The organism is Nonomuraea jabiensis (assembly GCF_014204795.1).
Classification (GTDB): Bacteria; Actinomycetota; Actinomycetes; order Streptosporangiales; family Streptosporangiaceae; genus Nonomuraea; species Nonomuraea jabiensis.
In genome coordinates this window covers 348,243-365,121 of record NZ_JACHMB010000001.1, presented here as the reverse complement: position 1 = coordinate 365,121, position 16,879 = coordinate 348,243, and the positions used below count along the sequence as shown (strand labels likewise).

At 68.3% G+C, this 16,879-nt stretch carries 15 protein-coding genes; 9 read left to right on the top strand and 6 right to left on the bottom strand.

Annotation, left to right across the window (positions count from 1 at the left end; translation table 11 throughout):
* Window positions 1-55: 55 nt before the first annotated feature.
* Window positions 56-238, bottom strand: coding sequence for a hypothetical protein (locus HD596_RS01580; protein WP_185067531.1), 183 nt, complete (start codon window positions 236-238; stop codon window positions 56-58).
* A 114-nt stretch (window positions 239-352) separates the two neighbouring features.
* Window positions 353-1,321 (bottom strand): phosphotransferase, encoded by a 969-nt coding sequence (locus tag HD596_RS01575; RefSeq protein ID WP_185067530.1) that lies wholly within the window; start codon window positions 1,319-1,321, stop codon window positions 353-355.
* A 112-nt stretch (window positions 1,322-1,433) separates the two neighbouring features.
* Between HD596_RS01575 and HD596_RS01570 the strand changes: the two genes are divergently transcribed.
* Genes HD596_RS01570 through HD596_RS01560 form a run of 3 tightly spaced genes read left to right on the top strand, consistent with a single transcriptional unit; the run spans window position 1,434 to window position 4,026 of the window.
* Entirely contained in the window at window positions 1,434-2,735 is a 1,302-nt protein-coding gene (locus HD596_RS01570) for an MFS transporter (protein WP_185067529.1), read from the top strand.
* The gene (locus HD596_RS01565; RefSeq protein ID WP_185067528.1) at window positions 2,732-2,995 is read left to right on the top strand and encodes a hypothetical protein; all 264 of its coding nucleotides are present in this window, start codon (window positions 2,732-2,734) and stop codon (window positions 2,993-2,995) included. Before HD596_RS01570 ends, HD596_RS01565 begins: the two co-directional genes overlap by 4 nt.
* Window positions 2,992-4,026: a hypothetical protein gene (locus HD596_RS01560; RefSeq protein ID WP_185067527.1), complete on the top strand. Its 1,035-nt coding sequence runs from the start codon at window positions 2,992-2,994 to the stop codon at window positions 4,024-4,026. The genes HD596_RS01565 and HD596_RS01560 overlap by 4 nt, the downstream gene beginning before the upstream one ends.
* Here the strand turns inward: HD596_RS01560 and HD596_RS01555 are convergent.
* Both HD596_RS01555 and HD596_RS01550 read right to left on the bottom strand, forming a co-directional pair.
* Window positions 4,023-4,199, bottom strand: a complete 177-nt coding sequence (locus HD596_RS01555) for a hypothetical protein (protein ID WP_185079456.1) — start codon at window positions 4,197-4,199, stop codon at window positions 4,023-4,025. The two genes, HD596_RS01560 and HD596_RS01555, sit on opposite strands and share 4 nt — an antisense overlap.
* Window positions 4,200-4,267: 68 nt before the next feature.
* Window positions 4,268-4,456: a hypothetical protein gene (locus HD596_RS01550; RefSeq protein ID WP_246554058.1), complete on the bottom strand. Its 189-nt coding sequence runs from the start codon at window positions 4,454-4,456 to the stop codon at window positions 4,268-4,270.
* An 804-nt stretch (window positions 4,457-5,260) separates the two neighbouring features.
* On the opposite strand from HD596_RS01550, the gene HD596_RS01545 reads away from it, so the two are divergent.
* From HD596_RS01545 to HD596_RS01525, 5 genes are all read left to right on the top strand, one after another.
* Window positions 5,261-5,458, top strand: coding sequence for an AMP-binding enzyme (locus HD596_RS01545; RefSeq protein ID WP_313042284.1), 198 nt, complete (start codon window positions 5,261-5,263; stop codon window positions 5,456-5,458).
* A 320-nt stretch (window positions 5,459-5,778) separates the two neighbouring features.
* Complete coding sequence (locus tag HD596_RS01540) at window positions 5,779-7,089, top strand: ABC transporter substrate-binding protein (protein WP_185067525.1); 1,311 nt, start codon at window positions 5,779-5,781, stop codon at window positions 7,087-7,089.
* Complete coding sequence (locus HD596_RS01535) at window positions 7,089-8,018, top strand: carbohydrate ABC transporter permease (RefSeq protein ID WP_185067524.1); 930 nt, start codon at window positions 7,089-7,091, stop codon at window positions 8,016-8,018. Before HD596_RS01540 ends, HD596_RS01535 begins: the two co-directional genes overlap by 1 nt.
* A 29-nt stretch (window positions 8,019-8,047) precedes the next feature.
* Window positions 8,048-8,908 (top strand): carbohydrate ABC transporter permease, encoded by an 861-nt coding sequence (locus HD596_RS01530; RefSeq protein WP_185067523.1) that lies wholly within the window; start codon window positions 8,048-8,050, stop codon window positions 8,906-8,908.
* Window positions 8,909-8,911: 3 nt separating this feature from the next.
* The gene (locus HD596_RS01525; RefSeq protein WP_221519129.1) at window positions 8,912-10,510 is read left to right on the top strand and encodes a hypothetical protein; all 1,599 of its coding nucleotides are present in this window, start codon (window positions 8,912-8,914) and stop codon (window positions 10,508-10,510) included.
* A 315-nt stretch (window positions 10,511-10,825) separates the two neighbouring features.
* On the opposite strand, the gene HD596_RS01520 is transcribed toward HD596_RS01525, so the two are convergent.
* Both HD596_RS01520 and HD596_RS01515 read right to left on the bottom strand, forming a co-directional pair.
* Window positions 10,826-12,022 (bottom strand): hypothetical protein, encoded by a 1,197-nt coding sequence (locus tag HD596_RS01520; protein ID WP_185067522.1) that lies wholly within the window; start codon window positions 12,020-12,022, stop codon window positions 10,826-10,828.
* A gap of 149 nt (window positions 12,023-12,171) precedes the next feature.
* Complete coding sequence (locus tag HD596_RS01515) at window positions 12,172-13,269, bottom strand: HesA/MoeB/ThiF family protein (RefSeq protein ID WP_185067521.1); 1,098 nt, start codon at window positions 13,267-13,269, stop codon at window positions 12,172-12,174.
* A gap of 125 nt (window positions 13,270-13,394) precedes the next feature.
* Here HD596_RS01515 and HD596_RS01510 point away from each other — a divergent pair, with 125 nt between their 5' ends.
* Window positions 13,395-16,619 (top strand): AfsR/SARP family transcriptional regulator, encoded by a 3,225-nt coding sequence (locus HD596_RS01510; protein WP_185067520.1) that lies wholly within the window; start codon window positions 13,395-13,397, stop codon window positions 16,617-16,619.
* Window positions 16,620-16,879: the final 260 nt, after the last annotated feature.

The window sequence follows — 16,879 nt, the reverse complement described above, 5'->3', positions numbered from 1 at the left end:
TCGGTGGGCGTCGCCGCCCACCGAGCTCTACGGCCGGCCGGCGGTCGTCAGATTTCTAGTTGGGCCGCGGCCTGCTGCCACCGAGCGGGACGAGGTCCATGTTGATCGGACGAATCGAGGACTCCTCCAGGTCGGAGAGGGCAGCCTCGTCAATGACGGAGTCCGACTCCAGACTCCAGTCGTCGGCGTTGAAGGCGGCCTCGAGCTTGGCCTCGAGTTCCTGCAGAGCGTTGGACATTAATCCCTCCGTTACGACTCTCACGGCAATGCGCCGCGAACGCCCCCGTTGGACGCCATCGGCACCATACTTCGCGTGGCCTAATTTCTGACAGTATTGACTTGGGCTGTATCATCAGCTATTTGGCAGCGGGAATTTTTCGAGGTCGACAGTGGCCAGATCGACGAGGAAACCGCGTTTATGGGCGTCCTCCCAGTCATCCCACTCTGCCGCGTCGATGAGGGTCCACGTGCCCCATTCCAGAAGCATGTAGCGCAGCACCGTGGGCCATAATGTCACCTCAGTGTCCGTCAGTCGCACGTGCCTGCCGTACGCCGACATGAACGTTGCCCATTCGGCGGTGGTGAAGAGTCTGGGCGGCGAGGTGGCCGATTCGTTCTGGAACAGCAGGGCCGCGAGTGCCAGGTCGAGGATTCTGGGTGCGAACTCGGCGTTGTCGGGGTCGATCAGGACAGGTTTGTTATTGACATAGACCAGATTGTTGGCCTTATAGTCCATGCAGACCACGGCTCGCGGGAGGTCGGCGTCGCGCACCGGCGGGAGGGTCTCGGCCATGAACGACTCCAGCCACGGAGTCATCCTGGCCAGCACCTCGTCGTGGATTTCCGGCGCATGTTTGCCGAGCACCCGTTGCAGCCCGGTCACGTCCTCCTCCACGGAGGCGGCGTCGTGGTCGGGCCACGGGAAGCGCGGCATGTCGTCATCGGGCGTCTGAGCAGCGTGAATGCGGCCAAGGAGATCGCCTGCGGCCTCGATGTCCGCGGTCGATCCCTGGTAGGTCCTGCCTTCGATCCAGGGGTAGACCACCCAAACCCTGTCGCCGATCTCCGCCGGGTTGTCCATGATCAGAGTGAGGGGGTTCACCACTTCGACACCCTGCTCGTCGAGGGCTCGCACCCAACGGGCGATCGCGGCCGCGGCGGACATGGGACCCGTTGTCCGCTTGATGACGGCCCTGTTTCCGTCTATTCGAATAGGGAATACGGGGGCGTAGGGATAGCATGACTCGTCGGGTCGTTCACCCTCCGCCACCGCGAAGTGCCGAAAAACATCGGGGAAATCGCTTGCTTTGTCAAGTGCCATGACTCTTCCTTTCGGTCAAGGAGTCCCTTTGGCGCGCCGTATTGCAATCTTGACGGCTCGATGCGCCTTCTGGGAATGTGTCAACCGGATATTAACGCGCCACGGGGGTGTGATGGTGCTGAGGCGTTTCATTCGTGTTTGGTCCGGCCAGACCGTCTCGGCGTTGGGCGGCGGGCTTGCCTGGTATGCGATCACCCTTTGGGCCTGGCAGTCGACGGGTTCGGCCACGGTCCTGTCCACGCTGCTCCTGGTGAATTTCCTGCCCGGGCTGGTACTGGCTCCATTCATCGGCGCCCATGTCGATCGGGTGTCGCCGAAAACGCTGATGCTTTGGTGCGATGGGCTGCTCGCCACCATCGCTTTCGTACTCGTCGTGCTCTACTCGACGGGGCAGCTCAGCCTCTGGCACCTGTACGCCGTGGGAGTGATCGAGGGAGTCGTCGAGACGGCTCACTGGCTGGCGTACTCCAAGGTGGTCGCCACGTTGGCCGGGCAGGACGGGCTGGCGCGGGCTAATGGGCTGGTCAGCCTCACGGACTCGATGGCGGCTGTGCTGGGCCCGGTCGCCGGCGGCGTGCTGCTCGGGGTCTTCGATCTGACCGGGGTCCTGCTCATCGACGCGGCCAGCTACTTGATCGGGCTGTTGACGCTGGTCGCGGTCGGCGTCCCTCGGGGTGCCCCAGAGCCGTCAATCGCGGATCGCTCGTCGATCTCCGTGAGCATCGAGGGCGCACGGACCGGGCTGCGTTTCATCACGGCCAGACCGGCCCTGCGATCGCTGCTCGTGGTGTTCTTCGTGATGAATCTCGTCGTGGCGATGGGTTCCGTGCTGACCGTGCCCGTGATCATGATGAGGAGCGGTGACGACGCCGCGCTCCTCGGCCTGGTGACTTCGGTGGGCGGGGTCGGGGGCATCCTCGGCGGGCTGTCGGCGTCCATCGCTCTGCACCGGGTCCGCCGGGTGCCGCTCATTCTCGTGAGCATGATCGCGGGCTGTCTTCTTGGCACGTTACCCACGGCCATCGGGTGGAGCGGCCCTGTCTGGCTTGCCGCCAGCTTCTGCGCGGGTTTTGTGCTTCCGATCATCAATGGGGCCTACCAGTCGCTCTGGCAGTCGGCCGTCCCGCTCGACCTCCAGGCCAGGGTCTTCGGCGTGCGCAGGACCGTGGCCCAGCTCGCGGTGCCGCTCGGTATGGCGGTCGCCGGGCCTTTGACCGACCGCCTGGCCCCTGTCATGGACGACGGTTTCCTGGCGAAGACCTTCGGCACCGGGAACGCAGGCGCGGCGGGACTGGTGCTGGGAGCATGCGCGGTGACCGGCGCGCTGGTCGCCGCGGTCAGCGCGGCGTCTCGTTCAGTGCGCGGCGCGGATCGAAGCGCTGCGATGCCGAGAGAAGAGGTGACGACGGCGTGAGCCGACCCCGATACGAGAAATCCGAGGGCTGGACGCTGAGCCCGTATGAAGATCTGTCGAACGCGTTCGTGTTCATGCGGGAGCCGCCGGGAGTGCTGATCCTCGACAAGGCGAGTTGGCTGGCACTCGAGATGGCCACCGCGTACAGCCTGGAGACCGCCGCGGACCGATACACCAAGATCGCCGGGCAACCACGCGCGGCCTTCGACAAACATGTCTCCGACCTCCTTCTCCAAGGGCTCCTCCGGGTGATCGCATGATCGTCAATGAGGTCGAGCAGGAGTTGTCCACCGGGGTCTTCGGCGACAGCCGGTCGTTGAGGGTGAACTCCGACATCTTCTACCGAGGGGTGACCGAGCTCTTCGCCGATGTCTTCCCCGGCTTCTCTCTCAGCTGGCCCTGGCCTGCCTCCCCCCTTCACCGCATCCTGATCAGGGGCTATCTCGACGAAGCGCTCATCCACCTGCGCACCAGCGAGGTACGCGCCCAGGCCGCCGCGCTCGAACTGATGGACCTGCTCGCCCAGGCGCCCTCCGGGCCTTCGAACATCGCCGGATGGGACGTCGACCCGCTCGGCAAGCGGGTCGTCGAACGTTTCCATCAGACGATGCGTAACGACGGCCACACGTTCACTGTCGAGATCCTGGAACCGTCAGCCGACATGGAGACAGCGGTCGAACGGGCCCGCGGCCTGTTGCACCGGCTGCTGCCGGAGGTCGCGCCGTCCACTACCGCCCTGGTCGATGGGCTCGCCTTCTGCTCGGGTGACCTCAGCAGCGCTTTCATCAACGGCACGCCCTTGCTGGTGTACATCGGCAAGGAACTCCTCGACGATCCGCTGGAGACCGCCGACGCCCTGCTTCACGAGTGCCTGCACCAGAAGCTGGTGGAAGTCCGCCTGACCCGCCGGATGTTGCGGGACGGCTACAGCGACGACACGAGCCACAAGGTCTTGGTTCCGTGGGGCGGCTCAGGGCGCCTGTTCAGCGTGGACCGCGCTCTGGCCGCGTTCCACGTCTACGTGCACTGCTCCCTCCTGCACCTGGCAGCAGCAGATGAGCATGCCGACCTGGGGTTGACACCGGAGGAGCTGGATGAGCGCCTGACCGTCCGCTGGGCCAGGGCCGACTTCTTCGGCTCCACGCTCAGCACCCCGGAGGCCGCGGCAGAGCTCGGTCCCGACGGGCGACGGTTGGTGCGTTGGCTCCGCACGGCCAACGATCGGCTCGGGGGTGCGCTCACCATCGCGGGGACACCCTTGGCCGATCATGGCGGCGGGTATGCTTCCTAAGATTCGGTCACCGTGGCCAGCTCCGCGATCTTCTGGACGGTCATGCCCTGAGCCGACCACAGCACCGTCTGCGCCCGCCGCCAGGTGATCACGGAGCCGGAGCCCCGCCGCACCATCCGTAGCAGCCGATTGCCCTCGTCATCATCGATGCGTACGCGAACTCGCTCGGCCATGCCCGCATTCTGAAGTGATCACGCCCGGCGACCCGGGAGGGCGGTAGGCGTGTCTGAGGCGCCTCGGCTCAGTCGATAACGGCAGTGGCCTCGTCCTCGAGCAGCAGATCGGGTTCTCCCGGGGCCGCAACGCCCAGCAGTGTGATCGGCTTGACCGGGTCGACCCCCAGCTTCGCCGCCGCCCGAGCAACCCCCTCGCCCAGCAGCGGCATCTTGTCGGGTGTCCAGTCGACGACGTAGATGGTCAGCTTGGCCACGTCATCGAAGGATCCGCCGACCCCGGCCAGGGCCCTGCCTGGTCCGGGCCGTCGAACGCGCCATGGCCACCGGCCGCTTTCGCGACGACATCGACCCGCTGGGGCTGGCCACCCAGAGCTGGATCTCGGACATGGACTGGTATCACTGATCGCCACTGGCCCTCTGCCCCATCAGTCGCCAGCCCAAGGTGTGCCGCTGCTGACCGCCCTGTTCACCAGCGCAGGCGACAACCCTGAACAATGCCGCCGGTCAGTTGAACGCGGCTGGCGCGCCCCTGACTCGAATCGCCGCTTCGAGTCCTCCGACACGGCGTCGACGGACGTCTCATCTCAATGACAACACCTCAGAAACAGAGGGAGATCACCACAGGCCCAATATGGGGACGAACGTCGCCTGATGCAGCACTAGTCCTGGCACGGACCCGATAGTCGTGGGGATGCCGACATGTTGTCGTGACCCATGTGCGCCTGGATCGCTTGTGCGTCCGCGAAGAGGTCGGCGTCCAGGTTGATGGTTACCTTTCTTGTTTGCGCCATAGCCCCCCTTACTTCCGCGCAGGGATCATCGCGCCGCGATCGACGCATGAACCTCGACCGCCGGGAAGAGGAGCAGGGCTTCCAGCGGCCCCATACGACACCCCTTTCGGTCAGGTTGCGAGACGCCTTTCCCAGGCCATGAGCGGCTCTTGCGGGAAGTCTTGAGGGGAAGAAGCGCATGTGCCGTCCGCACGCCGGCCCTGCCGTCTGGAACCGGCGTCGCCGACAGGGCGGAAGCTGTGGCCGAATGTTGGAGCCGCACACGCGGTGGCCGACGCCGCAGTGATCGGTGTCCCGGACCCGACCTGGCGCCAGGCGGTCAAGGCCGTGGTGGTGCTCAAGCTGGACGCCGCCGCCACCACCGACGACCTGATCGAGCACGTCAGGGCGCAGGTGGCGTCGTACAAGAAGCCGGGTGTACGGCGCCCGCGTGATGCGGGCCTTGGTATCAGCCGCGCCTGGTGATGGCAGGTGCGGCTGGGCATGACGACACCCGGGGGCGCCGTTTCGAGGCCAGGCACCGGTAAAGCGGTGAGCGGCAGCGTTGGGCGCGGCAGGCGCCGCCGAGCGGCCGACACCGATGTGCACGCGGGCGCACGGTGGTCGGCGGCGTAGCCGGACCTTCGGCGCGCAATACATCCGACCTCCGTCCTGCGCGTATGCCGTTCACCCCCATCCAGAGCCGCCAGATCTTGACCCACATCCGATGTTTCCTCTACGTTACCGGGCATGTCGAAGTTGCGAAAGGTTTCGCAACTCCCTTCCCTTCAGGTATGGAGTGCCGTATGCCCTCCCCTCGCCGTTCGCTCGCCACCCTCGCATTGACCGCCGGTCTCATCGCCTCGGCGTCAGCCTGCGGAGGTTCCTCATCGGCCGCTGACGACGATCTGCTCGAGGTCTGGAACCGGGCCTCGCCCGCGTCCGCCGAGGTGACCAAGAAGGTGCTGGCCGCGTTCACCGCCAAGACCGGCATCAAGACCAAGTACGTGCCGGTCCTCGACAACTGGGACGGCAAAGTGCAGGAGGCCGTCGCCGCGCGCAACCTGCCCGACATCATCATCAACGACTCAGGCATGCTCGGGACGAACGTCAGCCAAGGGCTGATCGGCCCGGTGGACCGCAACCAGATCGCGGGCCAGGGCGAGTTGCACGAACGCGCGTGGGAGCAGGCCAAGGGGTACGACGGCAAGTACTACGCGGTGCCGTACAGCGTGCAGACCGTCGCCACGCTCATCAGGAAGGACTGGCGGGAGAAGGTCGGCGCCGAGGTCCCGAAGACGTGGGAGGACCTGGTCGCCCTGGCCAAGGCGTTCCAGGAGAAGGACCCGGACGGCAACGGCAAGGCCGACACGTACGGGATGGTCGTCCCGGCCTCCACCGAGCGCGGGTACGCGTCCTGGTGGGCCTCCACCTACATCTGGCAGAGCGGCGGGGAGTTCCTGACCGAGTCGGGCGGCAAGTTCACGCCTGCCATCGACCAGCCGAAGTCCGTCGAAGCCGTCAAGTGGCTGCAGAACCTCTTCTGCAAGGACAAGCTCGTCATCCCCGGCGCGCTCACCCTGGTCACCAAGGACGCCCACCCGTTCTTCGAGACCGGCAAGGCCGGCATCTACCTGACCGGCCCGTACCTGTTCGGCCGGTTCGACAAGAGCCTTGGCAAGGACAAGTACGAGGTGATCCCCTCGCCGGCCGGCCCGGCAGGGGCGACCTCGATGGCCGAGGGCGAGAACGTCTACCTGATGGCCGGCTCCAAGCTCCAGGACCAGCAGAAGAAGCTGGCCGAGTACCTCATCACGCCTGAGGCGCAGAAGCTCGGCATGGCGGGCAACTCCGACGGTGCGATCGTCAAGCTGCCCGTGAACAAGAGCGTGGACGTGTTCACCGAACGCCAGGACGACCGTTGGACGGCCATCAAGGAGATCTACGAGAAGGACGGCAAGTACTTCCCGAACGTGCCGAACTGGCAGCCGTTCCGGCAGAAGTCGGCCGAGACGCTCAACAAGGTCTTCGCCGACTGCGGCACCGACGTGCAGGCGGCGCTGACCGAGCTGGCCGGGGGCTTCAAGACCGAGTTGGCCACACAGAAGGTCGGCTGATGACGCTCACCACGGAGCGCGCCGCCGCCGCCCCGGCGAGCCGGACCGGAACAGTGCGCAGGCGGAACGCGGCCCTGGTGCCGTGGCTCTTCCTGGCGCCCGCGCTGATCCTCTTCCTCTACTTCAAGTACATCCCGATGGCCGAGGGCATGTGGCTGAGCTTCTTCAAGGTGCAGCCGTTCCTCGGCAATGAGTGGCTGGGGCTGGAGAACTATCGCCGGGTCTTCGCCGAGGAGGCCTTCCGCGACGCCACCGCCCACACCCTGGTGTACGCGGTGGGCCAGACCGGCGGCTCGATCCTCCTCGGGTTCGTGCTCGCGCTGCTGCTGGAGGGCAAGGCCAGGACGTTGTGGTTCGTCCGTACGGCGGCTTTCCTGCCGGTCGTCACGGCGACCGCGGTGGTGGCGGAAGTGTGGCGGTTGCTGTACTTCCCCGGCGAGGAGGGCATGCTCAACACCCTGCTCGGCTGGTTCGGCAGCGACACCCAGAAGTTCCTGGACGACCCGAACGGCGCTCTCGGCTGGGTGATCCTGGTCGGGATCTGGAAGGGCGCGCCGTACGACATGATGATCATCCTGGCCGGGCTGGCCGGGATCGACCGGCAGCTCTACCAGGCGGCCGCGATCGACGGCGCGGGCCTGCCGCAGCGGATCAGGTACGTCACGATCCCCGCGCTACGGCCGGTCGTGACGATCCTCATCATCCTGGCCTGCGTCCGCAGCCTGCGCGTGTTCACCGAGATCTACGTGCTCACCGGCGGCGGTCCGGCGGGCGCCACCGACGTGATCATGACGCGGATCTTCGCCACCGGCTTCCGTACGGGCGACATGGGCTTCGCCACCGCCGCCTCGGTGGTGCTGTTCGTGGCGACGCTGCTGCTCACGGCCGCGGTCACGCTCTACCGCAGGCGGAAGGAGCTCAATGTCTGAGACCGCGCTCGCCCAGGTGAGGGAGCTCGATGTTTGACACCACGCTGGGCTGGGCCTGGGGGCGCAAGCACCCCCTGGCGTCCGTGGCCCGGATCCTCATCTACGCCGTCGTGCTCGTCGTCTTCTGCGGTCCGCTGCTGGCGATCTTCACGGGGGCGTTCGACCGGAGCAACGACCCCAGCCGGATGTCGTTGTTCCCGTCGAACCCGACGCTGGTGAACTTCGAGGTGGCGGGTGACCAGGGTCTGTGGCGGTTCTTCATGAACTCGCTGTTCATCACCGGCGGCGGGCTGCTGCTGCAGGTCACGGTGAGCGTTTTCGCCGGGTACGCGCTGGCTCGCAAGAGGTTTCGCGGGCAGGCGTTCGTGCTGGTGGCCATCCTGGCCACGATGATGATCTCGGATGAGGTCATCGCGATCCCGCTGTCGCTGGTGCTGAACGATCTGCCGCTGCTGGGCGTCTCGCTCAGGGGGTCGCTGCTGGGCATGATCGTGCCGCTGGGCGCGTGGGGGTTCTCGATCTTCGTGATCAGCGAGTTCATGAAGGAGATCCCGGCCGAACTGGAGGAGGCCGCCCGCGTTGACGGCGCCGGTGAGCTGCGTATCTTCCTGCAGGTCATCCTGCCGTTGTGCCGTCCTGCGCTCGGCGTGATCACGATCTTCGGCTTCAACATGGTCTGGGACCAGTATCTGCTGCCGCTGATCGTGGCCGAGACCCCGGACAACTACCCGATCGGGGTGGGGTTGTCGATGTTGCGCACCAATCCGGAGATCGGGCCGGGCCCGCTGCTCGCCGGGGCGCTCGTCGCCATGCTGCCCAGCTTGATCGTCTATCTGGCCTTCCAACGTACGTTCCTCTCCGGCCTGGTGGCCGGAGCTGTGAAGGGATAGCTCATGACTCACGATCTCAGCCGCCGCACCCTGCTGGCGGCAGGCGGCGCACTCGCGCTGACCGGCATGGCCGGGGCGCCGTCCGCCTACGCCGAGGCCGGCTCCTGGCGCTCGACCCTCGTGTACCGCAGGCACGGCAGGCTCGTCTACGCCGAGGACGCCGAGCGCAACCGCGTCCCCGACTTCAGCCACGCCGGTTACCGCAACGGTGAGCGGCCGCTCCCGCGCCTGCGCGTGGTCAAGACGATCAGGCCGATCGAGGGCGACAACACCGCCCACATCCAGGCCGCGCTGGACGAGATCGCGGCGCTGCCTGAGCACCGGCGCGGGGCGCTGCTGCTCCTGCCGGGCCGCTACCCGGTGTCCGGGACGATCTACGTGCGCTCCAGCAGGACCGTGTTGCGTGGTTCGGGAGACGGCGAGGACCCGGCGGAGAACTCGGTCATCATGGCCACCGCTGCGGCAGCGGCGAACCGCACCGTGATCGTCGCGGGTGGCGAGGGGCCGGTGAACTGGTCGGCCTGGCGTGGCGAGGTGCCGGGCACCCGTACCGATATCGTCTCCGACTTCGTCCAGGTGGGAGAGCGCTCGTTCGAGGTCGCCGACGCCCGCGGGCTGCGGCCCGGCGACAACGTCATCATCTTCCATCCCTGCTCGGAGGGGTGGCTGAAGGCCATCGACCACGGCGGGCACGACACCGGCCGGCCGTGGAACGTGGATGAGGAGCCCATCCTCTACAACCGCTACGTCACCGACATCCGGGGTAACCAGGTGACCGTCGACGCGCCGGTCTACAACCACCTGGACCGGTCGTTGTCTCAGTCGTACCTCTACAAGACCGACCGGGCCGGCGTGGTCACCCAGGTAGGCGTCGAGCGGCTGCGGGTGGACGTCGAGTTCACCGGCGACCCGTTCGTGGACAAGTCGGCGGTCCAGAACGCCATCCGCGTCTTCCGCGCCGAGGACGCCTGGATCCGCGACTGCACGGCACTGCGGTTCTGGCAGGTCGGGATGGAGGCGTGGGAAGCCACCCGGGTCACGGTCGACAACTGCCGCGCGCTGGAGCCGACCGGCGCGACCTCCGCGGGCGGGAACCGCTACAACTTCTGTGCCCACCCGTTCGCCCAGCTCGTGCTCTTCAAGGACTGCCACGCCACCAAGGCCAGGCACGCGTTCATCTGCAACGGCGCCGCCTCGAACTCGGGGATCGTCTTCCTGCGCGGGACCTCCGAGGAGACCTACAACACCAGCGAGGGCCATCGGCGCTGGAACACGGGCCTGCTCTTCGACGGCCACCGCGAGGTCAACCCGCATCGCACGCTGACGCTCGGCCTGTACAACCGGGGCTGGTGGGGTACGTCGCACGGCTGGTCGGCCGCCCATTCCGTGGCCTGGGGGTGCGACATGTCCGGCACCCAGATCGTCGTGCAGAAGCCGCCCACCGCACAGAACTACGTCGTCGGCGCGAGGAACGCCGTGGTGAACGCCGACGGTCCGTTCGCGCAGCCGATCGGCCACGTCGAGGGCGTCGGCGAGGCCGACCTGCAGATCCCGTCGCTGTACGCGGCCCAACTCCACGAACGAGGTTTCCGCCATCTCTAGGACCGACACCTTCAGGGAGCGGCGTTTCGGGTTGTTCGTCCATTGGGGAGCACTTCGACCCCGGCCTGTGCGACCCGGAGGCCTGGGCGGAGGCGGCCGATCGGGCCGGGATGCGGTACACGGTGCTCAGGCAGGGCAAGCCGGCGGACGTCCTGCTCAACGACCGGCTGTACGTCCGCGAGAGCACCGCCCGGATGCCGGGCTCATAGGGGCGGCCCGGCCTCGGCGTCGCGAATCTCAGGGTCGCCGGGGTCCCGGCCCTCGCGGGCCGTCAGGATCTCGCGCACCGTGGAGACGCGACTACGCGACGGCACCTCAGAGGAGTTCGCCGGCCCGGCGCAGACGGCGCTCGCGCAGAGCCAGCAGCGGCGGCAGACCCAGCTGCACGACTATGTACGCGGCCACGGCCAGCGCCTCCCAGAACCCCGCCGAGCCGATCGCACTGCCATCGAGCTGCGCCAGGGCCCAGCGCCCGAGAGAGAGGGCCAGGGGCAACACGCCTGTGACGAATATCCAGACCATGCCCGCGATCCCCGCGACGTACGGCACCACGAACCACCGGGCGACCCGGCGATCACGTGCGCTCATCTCCGACAGCTCGGTCGTCTCGGCCTGAGTGAGCCGGAACAACGTGGCCTTGGCGGTCAGCCAGGTCGTCCGGTAGAGGTTGTGGCACCGCAGCACGTTCGCGAGCAGGGCGTACGAGTCGCTGCGCAGTGGCAGCGCGGCCCACTGCCAGACGATGCCGACGATCTGGGAGAGCACCACGACGGCGAGGAGATCGTCGAGGACACCGGACGGGTCGAGCAGTCGCAGTCCCAGTGCGGTGGCCAGCACCACGGTGTCGATGGCCATTCCGGCCAGGTAGACCCCGTGGCGGCGGTGGCGTGGCACCGTGACGATCTGGGTGAGATCGGTCTCGAAGACGACGTATGTGCCCCGATAGCTGACCCGGAAGATCGCCGGCACGCCGAGAGCGCGTCCCGCGAGCCAGTGCCACGCCTCGTGCACGGCGCCGAAGACGATGCCGATCACCAGCCAACCGAACGCGGACAGGCCGGGGCTGGGCAGGAACCAGGCGTCCTCCCAGGAGGGACGCAGATCGGGCCGGATCAGCAGGAGGGAGACGGCGAAGACCGCGGCGGCCGCGTAGCACGACCAGGCGGCGGGCCCGAACAGCCGGGCCGCCGATCGGGCACTGACCCCTTCGATCCATTTGATCTGCCCGCGCGCTCCGCCCGCCTCGGCCGGCGGGTCGAGCAGCCCCGCGGTGGCGAGCCCGTCGACGAAGTCCGCACCGTCCACCTGCTCGCCCGCGGCCTCGCTGGCCCGCGCGGTGGCCTCGTCGAGCGAGCCGGTCTCCTGGAGCGCGGTGACGAAGACCGCGCCCGGCTCCGGCACCGCGACGAAAACGCCCAGTTCGGGACGGCCGAGAATCCATGCCCCGCCGTCGAAGGCGACCGTCAGCCGGGCGGCCCGCTCGCGCAGCTCCTCATCCAGGGACGCGGCCATTCTTCACTCCATGGTCGTCAGGAAGGGGGGAAGGGCCGCACCCCGATCAGGCAGGAGTGCGGCCCCCAACGCCACCGATTCTTAGGAATCGGTGCCGTTCTGCGTGAGACGGGCGTTCTCGACTCGTACGATCTCGATCTTCATATTGATCACCTCCCTCCGCATACCGCACAGGCGGGATCACGTGGCCACTCGGTCTGACTGGTCGCACAGCCGTGCGCGAAGTCGATGTCGAGTGGCCTACCGGCGTACGCCGGTGGCTCGAAGCCGGTCAGGTAGCGCAGCACCTCGAAGGCGCCGAATGCCCCCAGCAGGCCCGCGACCGGCCCGATCCCACGGTTGGGCTGTGGCCTGCTGACGAAGAGGCGAGTAGCGGCGATGGCGCCGGCGATGACCGGGTCGTCCGGGTCGGGGAAGTCGGCCGGGTTCGAGGGATCGGCCGGTACGCAGGCGCGGCATGCGCTGACGCCCGGGTTCACCGACCAGACCGTGCCGGTGGTGACCGACATGCCGCCACGGACGAACGGCACGCCGTTGCGTACGCACGCCTCGTTGACCCAGAGGTCGATGTTCTTCGGACGATCGATGCCCGAGGCCACGACATCGGGCCGGACCCGGCGGATGAGCTCGACGAGCTGCTCCGGGCCAGCGACGTCGGCCTCGACCCACTCGACCTGGACGGCAGGGTCGAAGGCCCGCACCCACGCCGCGGCGCGCTCGACCTTGCGCGCGCCGATGTCCTCGGTGCGGTAGAGGTACTGCCGGGCGAAGTTGCGCGGTTCGACGGCGTCCCGGTCGAGCAGCGTCATCGCGCCGACGCCGAGCCCGGCGAGGTGCGGGATGGTGTTGGAGTTGAGGCCACCGGTGCCGAGCACCAGGACGTGCGACTCGCGCAGGCGGCGCTGCAGGTCCTCCCGGCTGCGGTCGAGGGTGCTGAACGACTCGAAGAAGGCCAGGTTGCTGAAGTACCGCTCGGCGTCGGGGGGCTCCAGCCGGTCGAGGCGGTCACCGTCCTCCAGCAGCCGCTCGGCGTCGAACGCCGCGACGGCGTCGCGTACGTCGGCCACGTCCAGCGACAGCTCGTCCGCGAGCTCGGCGACGGTCCTGCCGCCCTCGCTGAGCAGGCCCACGAGCTTTTCCACCGTCCCGTCGGGGTCGGCCAGGAGCAGTTGGTCACGCGGGTCATAGACCAGCCGCAGCTCATCCCCGACCCGCTCCCAGGAGATGCCTTTGAGTCGTGGCCTCATCGGCGCATCAGCCAATCTCTGAGATGGGATTTGGCAACACCGTGGCAGCCGCGCGCATGGACGCCGCATGGATCTCGCACGGAAGCAAATTGCCCCTGTCGGAGGGGGTGGACTAGCCTCGAACCGTGATCTTGACCGGTGTCCGATTCCTCCTCCTCGGCCCTCTGGAGATCATCGTCGAGGGCCGGCCCGTCCACCTGACCGGCAGGCAGCGGGCGCTGCTTTCGGCCCTGCTCCTGAACACCGGCAGTGCGGTGTCCACAGAACGGCTGGCCGACCGCCTCTGGGGCGACGACCTCCCGCCCTCCGCCCCGGCACGGCTGCGCGCGCTGATCGCGGAGCTCCGGCGGGCGCTCAGCCCCCATGGACGGGATGTCATCCTCACCCGGAGCCCGGGATACGTGATCCCCGCCGGAGCGGCCGCGGTGGACGCCGAGGAGTTCGCCTCCCTGGTGGAGAACGCACGGCACGCCGCCGGGGACGATCGGCACCAGGCCGCGCTGGATCTGTACGACCGAGCTCTCGCGCTGTGGCGCGGCGACCCCTTCGCCGATCTGCACGGCCCCGTCGCCCATGCGGAGCGGCACCAGCTCGAGGAGCTCAGATGTGAGGCGGCCGAGGGCCACGCCGCCGCGCTGCTCATGATGGGGCGAAGCCGGGCGGCCATCGCCGGCCTGACCCGGCTCCTCGCCGAACAGCCGCTCCGGGAGCGGCCCCACGCGCTGCTCATGCAGGCGCTCCGCGACGACGGCCGTCTCCCCGACGCGCTGGAGGCATACCGGGAATTCCGGACGAGGCTCGTACGCGAGGTCGGAGTGGAACCGAGCGGAGAGCTGCAGCGGCTTCACCAGCGCCTGCTCGAGGAGGCGCCGGCGACCGTGGCGGCCAGGTCGGCGCCCGTGCCGCGTCAGCTGCCCCCCGTCACCAGCCGCTTCGTGGGCCGCTCCGCGGAGCTGCGGCGCATGGACGCCGGCCGGGTGACGCTCGTGGTCGGCCCCGCCGGCGTGGGCAAGACCGCGCTGGCGATCCGGTGGGCACACCGCGCGAGCGATCGCTTTCCCGACGGGCAGTTGTTCCTCGACCTGCGGGGCTTCGACCAGCGGGAGCCGATGTCCCTACCCGAGGCGCTGCAGCTGCTCCTACAAGGGCTCGGCGCGGCGGCGAAGGACATACCGGTCGAGCTGGACGCTCAGATCGCGCTCTACCGCTCGCTTCTGGCGGGGCGGCGCGTGCTGGTGGTCCTGGACGACGTCGCCGGCCCCGAGCAGGTTCGCGCGTTGCTGCCCGGGGACCCTGGATGCCGGGCCGTCATCACGAGCCGCAACCGGCTGAGCGGCCTGGTGGCCGTGGACGGGATCGAGCGCCTCACACTGGACGTGCTGGACCACGGGGAGGCGTACCAGCTGCTCGCCCAAGGCATCGGCGAGGACCGCCTGCTCCGGGAGCCGGACGCCGCCGAAGAGCTCGTGGCGCTCTGCGGCCGGCTGCCACTGGCACTGTCCATAGCCGTGTCCTGGATCGGCGACCACGGGCACCGGATGATCGGCCATTACGTCCATCAGCTCGCGGACCGGGGGCGGCTGGTGAGGTTGCGCGTGGAGGGCGACGAGAGCGTGGCCGTACAGGCGGCCCTCGACCTGTCGCACAACGCGCTGCCGCCGGCGGCGCGGCGGATGTTCCGCCTGCTCGGACTGGCGCGGGGGAGCGGCATCTCCCCTGCGGCGGCGGCCGCCCTGACGAGGACCAGCCGCGAGCGCGCGGAGGACCTTCTCGCTACGGTGGCGCGGATCCACTTGATCAAGGAAGCGGGGCCGCACCGGTTCGCCGCTCATGACCTGGTGCTGGAGTACGCCGCACAGCGCAGCCTCGCCGAGGACTCCGCGAGCGAGCGGCGGGCCGCCGTCCAGCGGCTGCTCGACTACTACCTGAGCACGGTCATCGACGCCACCGCGGCGGCCGGCTTCGAAGTCGCGGAGCTCGCCTACGACAGGGCTCAGCCGGAGGTCACGCCGACGACCTTCGACGCCGCGGCCGACGCCCTCGACTGGCTCGACACCGAGTGGGACAACCTCGTGGCCGCCGTGTCGTACGCCGCCGCGCAGGGGCCGCGGCCGTACGCGTGGTCGCTGGTCGAGGCACTGACGGACATCCTGCACCACCGGCGGACCCGTGGGGAGTGGCTGCGTCTCGCGGAGATCGCGCTGGCCGCCGCCGAGGACGAGCGGAACTTCAGAGGGCAGGCCGCGATGCATCACTCTCTCGGACTCGCCCGATGGCGCATGGCCGACCTCAAGAACGCCATGGATCACTACGAGCGCGCGCTGGCGCTGTCGCGCCGGGCCGGCTGGCCGCTGGGCGAGGCCAGGGCGCTCCAAGGCTGCGGCGTGGTGCTGAAACAGCAGGGAGAGCCGCACCAGGCCATCCCCAGGTACCGGCGGTCGGTGGAGATCCATCACGCGCTCGGGTCGGTGCGCGGCGAGGCGGGCGGGCTGAACAACCTGGCCTCGGCCTACCTCATACTCGCCCGGCTGGAGCGCGCCGAGGAGTGCCTGCGGGCTTGCCTTCCCTTGGCCAGGGAGTCCGGCGACCGGCATCTCCAGACGCTGACACTGGTCAATCTGGCCCTGGTGCGCAAGAGGCAGGCCCGCTTCCCCGAGGCGCTGGAATCCCTGGAAGAAGCGCTGGCCCTGGCCGAGCCCGACGGGTTGCGCTACGCCGAGGCGGTGACGTACGAGACGTTCGGCTCGGTGCACCGCGACGCCGGCCACTACGAGCGGGCGATCGACGCCTTCGGCCGGAGTCTGGCCATCGCCGAGGAAGTCGAGAACCGCCGGTGCCGGATCGCCTCGCTGACCGGCATGGCGGGAGCGGAAGCGGAGCTCGGCAGAGCGGACAGCGCGCTCGCCCGCCTCGACGCCGCGCTGGACCTCGCCGAGCACACGGGCATCGACCTGGACGAGGTGTTGCTCGGTCGCGCGGAGTTCCATTACCGCCAGGGCAGGTACGCGACCGCGTGGGACGAGGCGGCCCGGTCGCTGAAGCTCGCGCTCACGTCCAATCTGCTGAATCTGCCGCGGCTGCACGGCCTGCTCGCCGCCATCAACCTGGCGGCGGGCGACGTCGAGCAGTGCGTCGAGGCGTGCGAGCAAGCCCTGGAACACGCGCGGCGATCCGGGCAGCGGCTGGACTACGCCCGGGCCCTGATGACGCTCGGCCATGCCGTGAAAGGCACGGAGCGCGAAAAGTCCCGACGCCTTTGGGGGCAGGCCCATGCGTTGTTCACGGTCATCGGCGCACCGGAGCGGTCGACGTCCGCGGCACTGCTGGGTCAAGCGCCCGGGGCCCTCTGAAGCAGCCTTGTCGTTCCATAAAGGATCTCGACATCGCGCCTGCCTGTCTCTCCTGGTCCATCGCCGTAGAACGTCCTCCCGATCATGCTCCCGATCCGCATGTACGCCCTTTTCGGCCCATGCAGCTAACAGTGCTTTGTGTCCGAAATGCCAGAAACCTGGCCCCTCCTTTCGTGGGGCGGGGATTTAATTTCGACCGTTGCGCCGTAATTCGGAAGACCAGATCATCGTGATCATCATTGTTTCGGCCGCAGGGCCGG

Bases quoted from the DNA above. Each gene is read 5' to 3' on its own strand.
- HD596_RS01580 (WP_185067531.1), bottom strand. From the start codon at position 238: ATGTCCAACGCTCTGCAGGAACTCGAGGCCAAGCTCGAGGCCGCCTTC.
- HD596_RS01575 (WP_185067530.1), bottom strand. From the start codon at position 1,321: ATGGCACTTGACAAAGCAAGCGATTTCCCCGATGTTTTTCGGCACTTC.
- HD596_RS01570 (WP_185067529.1), top strand. From the start codon at position 1,434: ATGGTGCTGAGGCGTTTCATTCGTGTTTGGTCCGGCCAGACCGTCTCG.
- HD596_RS01560 (WP_185067527.1), top strand. From the start codon at position 2,992: ATGATCGTCAATGAGGTCGAGCAGGAGTTGTCCACCGGGGTCTTCGGC.
- HD596_RS01555 (WP_185079456.1), bottom strand. From the start codon at position 4,199: ATGGCCGAGCGAGTTCGCGTACGCATCGATGATGACGAGGGCAATCGG.
- HD596_RS01540 (WP_185067525.1), top strand. From the start codon at position 5,779: ATGCCCTCCCCTCGCCGTTCGCTCGCCACCCTCGCATTGACCGCCGGT.
- HD596_RS01535 (WP_185067524.1), top strand. From the start codon at position 7,089: ATGACGCTCACCACGGAGCGCGCCGCCGCCGCCCCGGCGAGCCGGACC.
- HD596_RS01530 (WP_185067523.1), top strand. From the start codon at position 8,048: ATGTTTGACACCACGCTGGGCTGGGCCTGGGGGCGCAAGCACCCCCTG.
- HD596_RS01525 (WP_221519129.1), top strand. From the start codon at position 8,912: ATGACTCACGATCTCAGCCGCCGCACCCTGCTGGCGGCAGGCGGCGCA.
- HD596_RS01520 (WP_185067522.1), bottom strand. From the start codon at position 12,022: ATGGCCGCGTCCCTGGATGAGGAGCTGCGCGAGCGGGCCGCCCGGCTG.
- HD596_RS01515 (WP_185067521.1), bottom strand. From the start codon at position 13,269: ATGAGGCCACGACTCAAAGGCATCTCCTGGGAGCGGGTCGGGGATGAG.